Annotated in this window: 7 protein-coding genes; 6 read left to right on the top strand and 1 reads right to left on the bottom strand. The window is 44.6% G+C overall.

What is annotated here, in order from left to right:
• From BF9343_RS01580 to BF9343_RS01560, 5 genes are all read left to right on the top strand, one after another.
• Entirely contained in the window at positions 1-1,521 is a 1,521-nt protein-coding gene (locus tag BF9343_RS01580) for a RagB/SusD family nutrient uptake outer membrane protein (RefSeq protein WP_005801676.1), read from the top strand.
• A 102-nt stretch (positions 1,522-1,623) separates the two neighbouring features.
• Entirely contained in the window at positions 1,624-3,924 is a 2,301-nt protein-coding gene (gene bglX, locus BF9343_RS01575; protein WP_010992000.1) for a beta-glucosidase BglX, read from the top strand.
• A 165-nt stretch (positions 3,925-4,089) separates the two neighbouring features.
• The gene (locus tag BF9343_RS01570) at positions 4,090-5,445 is read left to right on the top strand and encodes a glucoamylase family protein (RefSeq protein ID WP_005784174.1); all 1,356 of its coding nucleotides are present in this window, start codon (positions 4,090-4,092) and stop codon (positions 5,443-5,445) included.
• On the top strand, positions 5,446-6,189 hold the full coding sequence (locus tag BF9343_RS01565; RefSeq protein ID WP_005796644.1) for an SGNH/GDSL hydrolase family protein: 744 nt from the start codon (positions 5,446-5,448) through the stop codon (positions 6,187-6,189). It abuts the gene before it with no gap.
• 139 nt (positions 6,190-6,328) lie between these two features.
• Positions 6,329-8,767, top strand: coding sequence for a ligand-binding sensor domain-containing protein (locus BF9343_RS01560; protein WP_010991999.1), 2,439 nt, complete (start codon positions 6,329-6,331; stop codon positions 8,765-8,767).
• 93 nt (positions 8,768-8,860) lie between these two features.
• On the opposite strand, the gene BF9343_RS01555 is transcribed toward BF9343_RS01560, so the two are convergent.
• On the bottom strand, positions 8,861-10,510 hold the full coding sequence (locus BF9343_RS01555; RefSeq protein WP_010991998.1) for a hybrid sensor histidine kinase/response regulator transcription factor: 1,650 nt from the start codon (positions 10,508-10,510) through the stop codon (positions 8,861-8,863).
• A gap of 364 nt (positions 10,511-10,874) precedes the next feature.
• On the opposite strand from BF9343_RS01555, the gene BF9343_RS01550 reads away from it, so the two are divergent.
• Entirely contained in the window at positions 10,875-14,228 is a 3,354-nt protein-coding gene (locus tag BF9343_RS01550; RefSeq protein ID WP_010991997.1) for a SusC/RagA family TonB-linked outer membrane protein, read from the top strand.
• Positions 14,229-14,240: the final 12 nt, after the last annotated feature.

The following is a 14,240-nucleotide window of genomic DNA, read 5'->3' as shown; positions in this document are numbered from 1 at the left end:
ATGAAACTAAATAAATACATTCTACCCATTGCATTAGCTGTATCGGCTCTGAGCTTCAGCAGTTGCAACGATTTTCTGGACCGTCACCCACAGGGACAGTTTACCGAAGACGATAATCCCGGAGCACTTGCCGAAGGAAAGGTCTTCAACATTTACACCATGATGCGTAATTATAACATCACCGCCGGTATCCCCGCCTTTGCCATCGAATATTTCCGTTCGGAAGATTCGGAAAAAGGAAGTACCGCCAGTGACGGGGCCGATCAGGCTGCGATGTACGATGATTTTCAGTACAACGCCAGCAACGGACTGATAAAAGCCTACTGGAGTCAGAATTACGCCGTCATCTACCAGTGTAACGATGTTATAGAGACGATTGAGAAAGGTAACCTGACGGAGGAGAACGACCTTCGTAACAAGGGTGAAGCCCTTTTCTTCCGTGCTTATTGTTACTTCAACCTGGTTCGTGCATTCGGCGAAGTGCCACTGGTCACTTTCAAAGTGAACGACGCCTCGGAAGCAAACGTGCCGAAGACCACCGCCGAAGAAATTTACAAACAGATCGACTCCGACCTGACACAGGCCGAAGGGCTTTTACCCCGTCAATGGCAGTCCGCTTATCTGGGACGACTCACCTGGGGAAGCGCCCGTGCACTGCATGCCCGTACGTACATGATGCGCAATGACTGGCAGAACATGTATACCGCTGCGACCGATGTAATGAATTCAGGGCAATACAATCTGAATACTCCTTATGATGTCATCTTCACCGATGAAGGCGAGAACAGCAGTGAGTCGGTATTCGAGTTGCAATGCGCATCTACTGCCGCTTTGCCCGCAAGCGATAAAATCGGCAGCCAGTTCTGCGAAGTACAAGGTGTACGCGGTTCCGGCCAATGGGACCTCGGCTGGGGATGGCACATGGGTACCGAGCTGATGGGTGAAGCGTTCGAACCGGGCGACCCCCGCAAAGATGCTACGCTGCTTTACTTCCGTCGTTCGGATACTGATCCGATCACTCCCGAGAATACCAACAAACCTTATGGAGAGTCTCCGGTATCTCAGGCCGACGGTACTTATTTTAACAAGAAAGCTTATACCAACCCGGCACTCCGTGAAGAGTTTACCCGGCACGGCTTTTGGGTAAACATCCGCATTATCCGCTATGGTGACGTGGTGCTGATGGCTGCCGAGTCGGCCAATGAATTGGGTAAAACAGGTGAAGCTTCCAACTATCTGGAAATGGTACGAGCCCGCGCCCGTGGCAACAACCCGGACATTCTGCCTAAAGTGACTTCATTAGATCAGACCGTGCTGCGTGATGCCATCCGCCACGAACGACGGGTAGAACTGGGACTGGAATCGGGACGTTTCTACGACCTGGTACGCTGGGGCATCGCTTCGCAAGTGCTCCATGCTGCAGGCAAAACGGGTTATCAACCCAAGAATGCCTTGCTACCGCTTCCGCAGGACGAAATAGATAAATCAAAAGGCGTACTGGTACAGAACCCGGATTATTAAGAGCACACCACAGAGTAACACAGAGTCCCACAGAGATTTATATATCCCGTAGAGATTAAAACTCTGTGCCCTCTGTGGTGAAGTAAAAAAACATATACAGTTATGAACAAGAAATATTCTTTACTCATTCTGCTTGCACTTTTACTCCCGTTGGGGCTGCAAGCGCAAAAACCTCCTCAGGATATGGACCGTTTCCTCGACAATCTGCTGAAACGGATGACCCTGGAAGAGAAAATAGGTCAGCTTAACCTACCGGTAACTGGTGAAATCACCACCGGACAAGCTAAAAGCAGCGACATCGCCACCAAGATAAAGCGAGGTGAAGTAGGCGGATTGTTCAACCTGAAAGGGGTGGATAAAATTCGTGACGTACAGCATCTGGCCGTAGAGAACTCCCGGCTGGGTATCCCTCTGCTCTTTGGGATGGACGTAATTCACGGATACGAGACCATTTTCCCTATCCCCTTGGGACTTTCGTGTACATGGGACATTCCGGCTATCGAAGAATCGGCACGCATCGCCGCCGTTGAAGCCAGTGCCGACGGCATTTCGTGGACCTTTAGTCCGATGGTAGATATCAGTCGCGATCCACGCTGGGGACGGGTATCCGAAGGTTCGGGCGAAGATCCCTTCCTCGGTGCACTGATAGCCCGGGCCATGGTGCGTGGATACCAGGGAAAAGATATGAGTCGCAATGATGAAATCATGGCCTGCATCAAGCACTTTGCTCTGTATGGGGCAGCCGAGGCAGGACGGGATTATAACACCGTAGACATGAGCCGCCAACGGATGTTCAACGATTATATGCTCCCCTATCAGGCCGGTGTAGAAGCCGGAGCAGGTAGTGTAATGGCTTCTTTCAACGAAGTGGAAGGTGTGCCGGCAACAGCCAATAAATGGCTGATGACCGATGTGTTGCGCGGTGCATGGGGATTTAATGGTTTCGTGGTAACAGACTTCACCGGAATCTCCGAAATGATAGAACACGGAATCGGCGACCTGCAAACCGTGTCGGCACGGGCCATCAATGCCGGAGTAGATATGGACATGGTCAGTGAAGGCTTCATCGGTACATTGAAGAAGTCTGTCGAAGAAGGCAAAGTATCGGTCGAAACAGTCAACACAGCTTGTCGCCGTATCCTGGAAGCCAAATACAAACTGGGGTTGTTTGACAATCCCTATAAATACTGCGACCTGAAACGTCCGGCACGTGACATCTTCACAAAAGAGCACCGTGCCGCAGCCCGGAAAATTGCGGGAGAAAGCTTCGTGCTACTGAAAAATGAAGGACTTTCACCTACCCTCGCACCTGTACTTCCTCTCTCTCCTACCGGTACTATTGCAGTGATCGGCCCTTTGGCCAACACCCGTTCGAATATGCCGGGCACATGGAGCGTAGCTGCCGTACTGGACAAAAGTCCTTCTCTGGTAGAAGGTTTGACCGAATGGGTGGGCAATCAGGGAAAAATACTTTATGCCAAAGGCAGTAACCTGATCGGTGATGCTGCTTATGAAGAGAGGGCAACCATGTTCGGCCGTTCGCTGAACCGCGACAACCGCACCGATCAACAACTGCTGGACGAAGCGCTGAAAATAGCTTCACAAGCGGACGTGATTGTTGCCGCATTGGGTGAATCGTCGGAGATGAGCGGTGAAAGCAGCAGCCGCACCAACCTCAATCTGCCGGATGTACAGCACACTCTGCTGGAGGCTTTGCTGAAAACAGGAAAGCCCGTAGTTCTCGTACTGTTTACGGGACGTCCGCTGGTACTCAATTGGGAACAGGAGCATGTCCCTGCCATCCTGAACGTATGGTTCGGGGGTTCGGAAGCCGGTCCGGCTATCGGAGACGTATTGTTCGGTGCAGTCAACCCGGGCGGAAAACTGACCATGACTTTCCCGAAAAGTGTAGGACAGATCCCACTTTATTATGCACACAAGAATACCGGACGACCGCTGAAAGAAGGCAAATGGTTCGAGAAATTCCGCAGCAACTATCTTGACGTGGACAATGATGCTCTCTATCCGTTCGGATACGGACTGTCGTATACGACCTTCCGATTCAGTGACATCACATTGAACCGTTCGTCCATCGGAATGGACAATGAACTGGTAGCCTCCGTCACCGTAACTAATACCGGAGACCGTGCCGGCAGTGAAGTGGTGCAACTCTACATCCGTGACTTGGTGGGCAGTGTCACCCGTCCGGTCAAGGAACTGAAAGGATTTGAAAAGATCTATCTGCAACCGAATGAATCAAGAACCGTCCGCTTTACAATAGCTCCGGAAATGTTGAAGTTTTACAATGCCGACTTGAAGTTTGTAGCTGAGCCGGGCGATTTCGACGTGATGATAGGCCCGGATAGCCGGAATGTGAAAACAGCACGGTTTACGCTGCATTGAACCGGATACACAAGGGAATAGAAAAGAATAAGATTCACCACAGAGTCACACAGAGTTCCACAGAGATGATTTTCTCTTAATATGCTATAAACAAAAGATTAAAATTCAGTGAAACCCCGTGTTACTCTGTGGTGAAACAAAAACCATTACAAACAAGAAATCATTATGAATATCCAACTTGTCACTCACAACAGCAAGCTCCTCTTCGTCCTCTTCGCTCTTTTTCTTTTTGTAGCATGCAAGCCAAAAGAAAAGCCCTCGTCTGCCACATCACTGACAGATGACGCTCTGATGGATACCGTCCAGCGACGAACCTTCAACTACTTCTGGGATGCTGCCGAACCTAATAGCGGACTGGCACGCGAGCGCTATCACATGGATGGCGAATACCCGGCAGGAGGGCCGGAGATTGTTACCTCAGGAGGCAGCGGCTTCGGCATTATGGCTATCCTGGCCGGTATTGATCGGGGATACGTCAGCCGGGAAGAAGGCTTACGGCGTATGGAGAAAATAGTCGGTTTTCTGGAGAAAGCCGACCGCTTTAAAGGTGCATATCCGCATTGGTGGAACGGAGAGACAGGACATGTACAGCCTTTCGGACAAAAGGATAACGGAGGCGACCTGGTAGAGACAGCCTTCCTGATGCAAGGTCTGCTGGCCGTACACCAATATTATGCAGAAGGCTCGGCGGAAGAAAAAAAACTTGCCGGACGTATAGACAAGTTGTGGCGGGAAGTGGACTGGAACTGGTACCGCCATGGCGGACAGAATGTGCTTTATTGGCATTGGAGTCCCGAATATGGCTGGGAAATGAATTTCCCGGTACATGGCTACAATGAATGTCTGATTATGTATATCCTTGCCGCTGCTTCTCCTACCCATGGAGTACCGGCAGCAGTCTATCATGAAGGATGGGCACAAAACGGAGCCATCGTTTCACCCCACAAGGTAGAAGGCATCGAACTGCACCTCCGCTATCAGGGTGGAGAAGCGGGTCCGTTATTTTGGGCACAATACTCTTTCCTCGGACTCGATCCGGTGGGGCTGAAAGACGAGTATTGTCCGAGCTATTTTAACGAAATGCGAAATCTCACACTGGTAAACCGTGAATACTGCATTCGCAACCCGAAGCACTACAAAGGCTACGGACCAGACTGTTGGGGACTGACCGCCAGTTATTCCGTGGACGGATATGCTGCTCATGGACCATTGGAACGTGACGACCGGGGAGTCATCTCTCCCACTGCCGCTCTCTCTTCTATTGTCTACACACCGGATCAGTCACTGCAAGTAATGCATCACCTGTACGAAATGGGAGACAAAGTATTCGGTCCTTACGGATTCTATGATGCTTTCAGCGAAACTGCCGATTGGTATCCGAAGCGATATCTGGCCATCGACCAAGGCCCGATAGCCGTAATGATAGAAAACTACCGGACAGGACTATTGTGGAAACTCTTCATGAGCCATCCCGATGTACAAAACGGACTAAAAAAACTGGGATTCAATGTAAAGAAATAAATGATAAAATCAATACTTATCGCTTTATGCACAGTTCTCCTCTGCTGGAATAGCATTCCGGCAGAGGCACAGACGCCACAGGATTCAGTACGCTTCATCGGATATCTTCCCGTCCGACACACCGACCCCACGAAATGGATAACCCGGTATCAAAGTGAAATAGACCGATACCAAACAGAAAACCAAATGCTGAAGGATACCTCCTGTGACGTACTCTTTCTAGGCAGTTCTTCCATTAACTTGTGGGATAATATCTATCGGGACATGGCTCCGCTAAAGATTCTCCGGCGTTCGTACGGAGGTGCCGCGCTCCGGGATATGCTCTACAATTATGATGTAATCGCCCGGGGATATCACCCCCGCAGTATTGTGATTTACGTAGAAAATGACCTCGCAGGCACTCCCGAGGATCTGACTGTAGGCGAGACATTCGACTTCTTCCGCTTGCTGACCAATCGCCTGCAACGGGACTATCCGGATATTCCGATATTTATTCTCTCCTATAAGCCTTCACTCGCACGCAAAGAGATGATTCCGAAGCATGAAATCATAAATGCTTTGCTTCAGGAATATGCTTCGAAGAGAGGGGGACTCACTTATATTGACGTAGCCTCCTGTCTGTACGACAACAATGGAAAGCTAAGAAAAGACATCTTCAAACAGGACGGATTGCACATGAATCAGAACGGTTACGATCTGTGGACTGCTATCCTGAAACCGAAAATACTGGAAAGCATCCGATAAAATTACGATTTCCTCCACAAGCCTCCCTATCTGTTACATACCAGGGAGGTTTATTTCTGTTTATATACTTTTTTCATAGAGTTGATATACTAAATCTATCTGTTATTTATATATTTGCGTTTATAAATACGGAATAACTATGAATAGACATAAATTAGCCTTATCTTTGATCGGTATTTTCATCGTTCAATTATCTTACGCCGGATATTTTAAGCACATAGGTAGAGAAGAAGGTCTTTCGCAATCGTCCGTTATGGCTATCTATCAAGATAAGCTGGGTAGAATGTGGTTTGGTACACGTGAAGGAGTCAACATCTACAATAGTAATAAGATGGCCGTTTATAAGGCATGGATACAAAACGGAAATCGACCGGATCAGAAAATCCTGATAGGGAATGAGGTTAGTGCCATTACAGGGAGTCAAAACGGAGATGTGTTTCTGATTGTTGACCATGCTTTACTGAAATACGATATTCGTAAAGAGACTTTCGAACGTCTGCGTCAAGGATCTGTCTATGCTCTAACATCTCATGCCGGTGAGATATGGTGTGCCGGACACGACTCTATTTTCCGATACAACCCCCAAAACAATCAATTAGACTTTCAATTAAAAACAGGTATATCATCCATCAACTATCTGACGATAAATGGCAACAGGTTTTATATCGGTGCCAAAGAAGGTCTATATACCACGGAAAACAAAGGGAGGGTTCAATGCCTGATCCCTAAAGTAGATGTTTATCGTATTTTTCAAAGCTCCTGTCAGGAACTTTGGGTAGGCTGCCGTACACAAGGGCTATACCGTATCAACCGGAACGGACGAATCAACCGCATTCCTTATGACCCCTCATCACCAAACGGCATTTCCAGCGAACAAATACGTGAATTTGTAGAAGATCAGCAAGGAAACATCTGGTTCGGGACCTTCGACGGTTTACAAAAATATGATCCAAGCACCCAAACCTACAGCCTCATCAAGCAAGAACAACGCCCGGGAGGACTCAGCCATTCTTCTATATTTTCACTCTATCAGGATGTACAAGGCACTATCTGGATAGGTAGTTATTATGGAGGAGTCAACTACTTTAACCCGGATAACAACGCATTCAATTACTACACTTATAATCCCGATCGTAGCGACTGTCTCAACTACCCGTTCGCCGGGGCTATGACCGAGGACAAAGATCACCACCTATGGATATGCACCGATGGTGGTGGATTGGCATGCTTAGACCGACAAGCGGGACATTTCACCACTTACACTGCCGGAGGCCCCAACTCACTGCCCCACAATAATCTGAAAAGTATTTGTTACGACCCTAAAAGAGACTGCTTATATATCGGTACACATATGGGAGGGCTCTCCCGGTTCGACCGCAAGACCGGACGTTTTTACAACTACCTCAATCATTCCACGAAAGGCCTCAAAGAGCCCAATGATGTTATCTTCCAAGTATCTTTCTATAACGACCAGCTAATCGTTTCCGCTCGTAACGGAGTTTTTTCCATGAATCCCGATACAAATGAATTCCGCTTGCTTTATGACGGATATTACTATCAAACTTTCACCATTGATCCCAAAGGTTTTCTCTGGTTGTCGGCAGGTACTAACTTATATAGTATAAATCTGAAACACCCTGAAGAAGTCAAATCATTCAGTCTGCCTGCATCCATTGGACAGTTCGGCATCAGCAAGATTTTGAAAGGTAACAATCAATATCTTTATATCGCCACTTTAGGTTCAGGACTTTTTTGTTATAACGAACAAACTCAGACCTGCATCAACTATACTCCCGAGCAGAACCAATTACTCAGTAATTATTGCTATAATCTTCTACAGACTTCGACAGACAACATACTCATCACAAGTGATCGGGGTATCACACTGTTTAATCCAACCACCGAATCATTCCGTTCCATTGAACTGGATAACGGACTGTCCCTTTCATCCATCATTAATGGTTGTGGTGTATGGATGTGTAGTGACCATACTATATTTATCGGAGGTACAGGAGGGCTTAGTTCTTTTCTGGAAAAAGACCTGAACAAAGAATATCCCAAACCTAAGCTCTATTTTTCAAGTTTATCCGTCAACAACGCACGGATAAGTCCGGATGACAAAAGTCGTATACTGACAGAAGGGCTCCCTTTTGTCCGGGAAATAAATCTAAATGCCACCCAAAATAACCTGACTGTTGAGTTTGCTTCTTCCAACTATGTGGATATACTGAATAATACTTGGTATGAGTATCAGTTAGAAGGTTTTGACAAGCAATGGTCACTCACCTCACAAACAAGCCTGAAATACACCAATCTGGATCCTGGAGACTACGTGTTACACGTACGGCAAAAAGGCAACTCCCTGAAAATGCGCAAAGCACAAGAGATCTTATTACAAATACATATCAATACCCCATGGTACCTTACTTGGTGGGCATGGCTCAGTTACATCACTATCAGCATTTCAGTGACCTATTTTATCTGGCGCGAAAAAAGTTCCAGAAGAACTTTGGCGATATTACGGCAAAGCCTCTCTTCTCTTACCTATCATCAGATTCTTTTTAATCCAGCTATTTAAATAGACCATGAGTCCATATTGATTAAATAGTCTTCTTTACGAGCATGAATTTACTTTCAGATGTTATTCCCCTTATCTGGTATCCGCCTTAGGTCATTTAAGATTTTCCTGTTTAGCTCCTTTGCGATATTCCATCGGAGTAACGTTATATTGATTTTTAAAACAACGGCTGAAATAGCGTGGAGAACCGAAACCTAATCTATCGGATATTTCTGCTACCTGTAAATAAGGTTCGTTCTTTAACATCAGCGATGCTATTTTCAACCGGTGATTTAGAATAAATTCATTGGGTGTCATCCCTGTCAATGCTTTAAATTTGGTGTGCAACAATGTTCGCCCCATTCCAAGTTCCTGACATAACATACCAATATCAAAATCCTCATTATCAATATGTTTATCTACCACCTTAATCACTCTATCCAAGAAACCTTTATCTATTGGATTAGCTGCCAACAGGTTGATTTCTAAAATCTGATCTTTGGCAAAACGGCTTTGCATCAACAAGCGGTTACGAATCAAATTATTGCAACGGGTTATTAAGATTTTTGCATTGAAAGGCTTGGTGATATAATCGTCTGCTCCACGGCGTAGCCCTTCTATATTTTGATCTACAGTGTCAAGTGCTGTCAACAACACAACCGGAATGTGACACAGGTTTATGTTATTCTTTATTTTCAGACACATCTCCGTTCCTGTCATTACCGGCATCATAACATCACTCACTATCAAATCGGGAACTTCTGCAAAAGCCTGTTTCAGTCCCTCCTCGCCATTAGCAGCCGTCACCACCTGATAAAGTGATGAAAATATTTCTTTGAGTACCTGCAAAAGCTCCACATTATCTTCTACCAATAATACTTTCCGTTTCCCTTCCCGTTCATCTATCAAGGGAGTTTCGAATGTAGAATCATCCTTTTTCATAAAATTCTCATCCGGTATGGTATTCTCTTGTACCATAGGTTCCTTTTCCGGAGATTCCAGAAAAACGACTTCAGTATCCTTTTCAAAACAATCACGGGTTTTAGGTAACTTCACAATAAAACAGCTTCCTTCATTTAACTCACTTTCTACCTCAATTGTACCATGATGTAGCTGAATGATACTTTTCGTTAATGCAAGTCCGATACCAGTGCCAACATGAATCGCTTTATTCCGATTGTCCGCCTGATAAAAACGATCAAATATCCGTTCCTGTTCTTCTTTACTAATGCCATTCCCGGAATCCTTAACTGCAATAACAACCTGATCCGGTGTGGTAGAGGTTAATATGCTTATTTCTCCTTTATCCGGAACATGTTTAAATGCGTTCGAAAGCAAATTAAACAAAACTTTTCGCATTTGCCAGTCATCTATCCAAATAGATATATCCTGCTCCAACAGCTTCAGATGGTAAGAAATGGACTTCTGAGAGGCATAAGCAGAAAAAGAAAGATAGACTTCTTCTAAAAATGTATTCAGACTTTGTTCCGATAGTTTTAATTGGATATAGTTCTGATCGAATTTCCGAAAGTCAAGCAATTCTGAAATTAGAAGTTTCATTTGTTGGGCATGCTTCCTTATCCTGAAAATACTATTATGCAAAGATGGAGGTATCGTATTCTTTTGTAACATAAGCTCTACCTGACTTATAATAAGAGTTAAAGGAGTGCGAAACTCATGGCTCACATTGGTAAAGAATCGTAGTTTAGCTTGGTTCATCTCTTCAATATGTTCCTTTTCAATACGTTCTTTCTCCAGCGACATCGCCAAAGTTCTTCTGGAACTTCTACTTAGTTAAGAACAATTAGTGCCTATATTGCGAACAAAAATAGCATAGAGGGGGCTCTTCCACGACATAGTTCAACCATGTTATTCATATTTTGTAAAGTTTAATAGTATACGGATAATGAAAAAGAACAAATTATGTCCAATATTTCTATCTAATTAAGTATCCTATCGCAAAATTTTGTACATAAAAGCCATATAGGAAATACGGATTAAGGCAGACTCCAAATTGACTATGAATAATTAGTGTCCTTATTGAGAATAAAAGTATCACATCGGATCAGATCAGTTACCGTAGTTTTGTGGTGTATTTAACACTTTTATTAACTCAATCTAAAGTATTATGAGAAAAAGCAAATTACATTTGCTACCCTTATCTTCTAAAAGGGTACTTGTAAGTACATCGTTAATAATGCTTTTAAGCGGTAGCGCTTGGGCTGTTTCTTCACAAGAGACAGTTGAAAACGGAGATGCGATCACAGCAGTCCCCCAACAGCGCAGAACGGTTAAAGGTATTGTAAAAGATGCAAATGGAGAACCGATTATCGGAGCCAACGTCATTGTGAAAGGTAATAAAACTATTGGCGTCATCACAAACCTGAACGGAGAATTTAGTCTCGAAGTACCGTCCAACGCAACACTGCAAATCTCTTACATCGGCTATCTTAATAAAGAGGTCAAAGTAAGTGGCAACCAGGTGTCTTTCAACATCCAATTGGAAGAAGACAGCAAAACACTCGATGAGGTAGTAGTAGTTGGATATGGCACACAGAAAAAGGCCAATTTAACAGGTGCCGTATCTTCTGTTGATTTTGAAGAACAAACTAAATCACGCCCCATTACGACAGTATCTTCGGCATTAGCCGGTCTAAGTCCAGGACTTCAAGCCAGTTCAGGCTCGGCAATGCCGGGAGAAGATAACACAACCTTACGGGTACGTGGTAACGGCACAATGAATAATGCCTCACCTTTGATTATCATAGATGGTATGGAAGGTTCATTGAATGCTATTAACCCTCAGGACATAGAAAATATCTCTATTCTAAAAGATGCAGCTTCCTGTGCTATTTATGGTGCCCGTGCTGCCAATGGAGTCATCTTAGTCACAACAAAAAGCGGTGATCGAGACAAAATACAGGTAAACTATAGTGGACGCATCTCTTTCAACAGCCCGACACGCATGATCGAAACGATGAGTAACTATGCGGATTATATGGAATTAATGAACGAATCTTGCGAAAATGTTGGCTCCGGTACTCTTTTTGACCAAAAGTATATCGATTTGTGGAGAGAGAAATCAAAAGATCCCAATGGAGTAAATGAAAACGGTGTTCCTAATTACATCGCATACCCAAATACCAACTGGCTGAAAGAATTATACTCAGGAGGTATGATACACGAACATAACCTTTCAGTCTCAGGAGGATCTAACAAAATTCGTTTCCTATTGTCAGCCCGCTATCAGGATAATGAAGGTATTGTAGACAATACAGCCAACAAGACCTATTCTGTACGTGCCAATATTGAAGCCAATCCAACTCAATGGTTGACTTTAGGTACGCGTACTTATGCTTCACAAATGGATCGTGAAGTGGGTGACTTTAGCAATGCCAATACTTTCCTCCGACAATCTACAGCCGGTACTTATCCCGAATGGAACGGAAGTTTCGGCTACCCGGAATGTCCGGACGAACGTGCAACAGCCAATAACCCACTATATAAACTGGCACGGAATGATGGCTTCAAACGCTACAACCGTTTCAACACGACCCTATTTAGCAAGGTCAAGTTCTTTAAAGATTTAAGCTGGGATTTCAATTTCAATTACAACCGTTACATCTACGAAACCCGCCAATGGGGAGTACCTGCTTATCAGACACGTTTCAGTGACGGGGTAATTGTCGATGGTATCACTCCTCCTTCTCAATTAAGTACAAGTTTCGGTTATGAGTCCAATTACTCTTATACATTGGAAAACCTGTTAAACTACCATCATACATTTGCTCAGAAACACGATGTATCCGCGCTGTTAGGCTATCAGGAATTCTATAAGAATTACTATACTGTAGATGCCGCAAAGAAAGGTTTGATCGACGAATCACTGAACCAGTTTGATGAAGCAACCGAAATGACAAGTACCAAAGGTGCAACCCAGGATTATGCCACACGTTCTGTATTTGGACGCGTGAACTATGCATATAATTCCCGGTATTTATTTGAGGCAAATTTCCGTTATGACGGCTCCTCACGTTTCCACAAAGATCATCGTTGGGGATTCTTCCCTTCCTTATCAGGTGCATGGCGCATCTCAGAAGAAAGCTTCATGGAAAATACCCGTATCTGGCTGGATAACCTGAAAGTCCGTGCATCCTGGGGTAAATTAGGTAACTCTGAAATTGGTAACTACGAATACATGTCGGTATACAGTACCACCAACGCAGTATTTGGAAATGCCTTAAATTCTGCATTGTATATGGGTGCCATCGCCAATAGCTTACTGAAATGGGAATCTACCACCTCTGTCAACTTTGGTATTGATGTTAATTTATTAAAGAACCGTCTGAGCATAAGTGCCGACCTGTATCAAAAGAAAACTGACGGTATCTTATACCGCCCGACTATTCCTTATGTATTCGGAACAATGACTGCCCCCCGTCAGAACCTCGCCAAAGTGAGCAATAAGGGAGTCGAGTTATCACTGGGATGGCGTGATAACATAGGAGGGGTAAGCTACTCCATTAACGGTAACTTCTCATACAACAAAAGCAATATCGATGCCTATAACGGCACTTATGAAAGAACATGGGTAGAAGATCCGAATAATAAACTGACCGGTGGTAAATGGGAAGATAATATCGGTAAAGTGTCCAGTGGTGGCACAACACCCATTGTTGAAGGCCGCATGATGAACGAATACTATTTACGGAACGTTTATCATGGCAATGGCTCTTACTACAATGCGGATGGCAGCGTAAACCCTCAAGGAGGACCTAAGACCGGTATGATCCGTACAGAAAAAGATATGGCATGGGTGAAAGATATGATCGCAGCCGGATATGAATTTCAACCGGGGAAAACGGTTGCTAAAAACAAGATCTGGTATGGTGATTACATCTATGCCGACTCCAATAATAATGGAGTATATGGCGATGATAATGACTATACTTTCCAAAAAACTTCCAATAAGCCTAAATACAATTTCGGTTTTCAGGCCTCTGCCGCATGGAAAGGATTCGACCTCTCTATGGTATGGGCAGGAGCTGCCGGATTCAGCATATATTGGGGGGCAACCACAGGATACAACGCCGCATCTACTGAATGGGGTAGTACTATCGCACAACGGGTTGCTGAAAATCATTATTTCTACAATCCCGAAAATCCGGATGATCCACGTACCAACATCAACGCAAAATATCCACGTATGGCTTATATAGACGGCTATGTACAAAATCGTCATGGCAATACAACCTTATGGCTGTACAAAGGTGATTACATTAAATTGAAGAACTTGTCTCTAGGCTATACTCTACCGAAAAACTGGGTTTCAAAAATTGCTATGCAAAATGCACGTGTTTATGTTTCAGCTGAAAATCTGCTGACAATTACCGGATTTGAAGGCCAAGACCCGGAATCTGCTACCGGTATGGGCTATTCTCCGTTTAGGACAATTGCAATAGGTGCCAATATAACATTCTAAATAAATCTTGAA

It is taken from the genome of Bacteroides fragilis NCTC 9343 (assembly GCF_000025985.1).
In the GTDB taxonomy this organism is placed as follows: Bacteria; Bacteroidota; Bacteroidia; order Bacteroidales; family Bacteroidaceae; genus Bacteroides; species Bacteroides fragilis.
This window is presented reverse-complemented; position numbering and strand designations above follow the sequence as displayed.

Bases quoted from the DNA above. Each gene is read 5' to 3' on its own strand.
- BF9343_RS01580 (WP_005801676.1), top strand. From the start codon at position 1: ATGAAACTAAATAAATACATTCTACCCATTGCATTAGCTGTATCGGCT.
- bglX (WP_010992000.1), top strand. From the start codon at position 1,624: ATGAACAAGAAATATTCTTTACTCATTCTGCTTGCACTTTTACTCCCG.
- BF9343_RS01570 (WP_005784174.1), top strand. From the start codon at position 4,090: ATGAATATCCAACTTGTCACTCACAACAGCAAGCTCCTCTTCGTCCTC.
- BF9343_RS01565 (WP_005796644.1), top strand. From the start codon at position 5,446: ATGATAAAATCAATACTTATCGCTTTATGCACAGTTCTCCTCTGCTGG.
- BF9343_RS01560 (WP_010991999.1), top strand. From the start codon at position 6,329: ATGAATAGACATAAATTAGCCTTATCTTTGATCGGTATTTTCATCGTT.
- BF9343_RS01555 (WP_010991998.1), bottom strand. From the start codon at position 10,510: ATGTCGCTGGAGAAAGAACGTATTGAAAAGGAACATATTGAAGAGATG.
- BF9343_RS01550 (WP_010991997.1), top strand. From the start codon at position 10,875: ATGAGAAAAAGCAAATTACATTTGCTACCCTTATCTTCTAAAAGGGTA.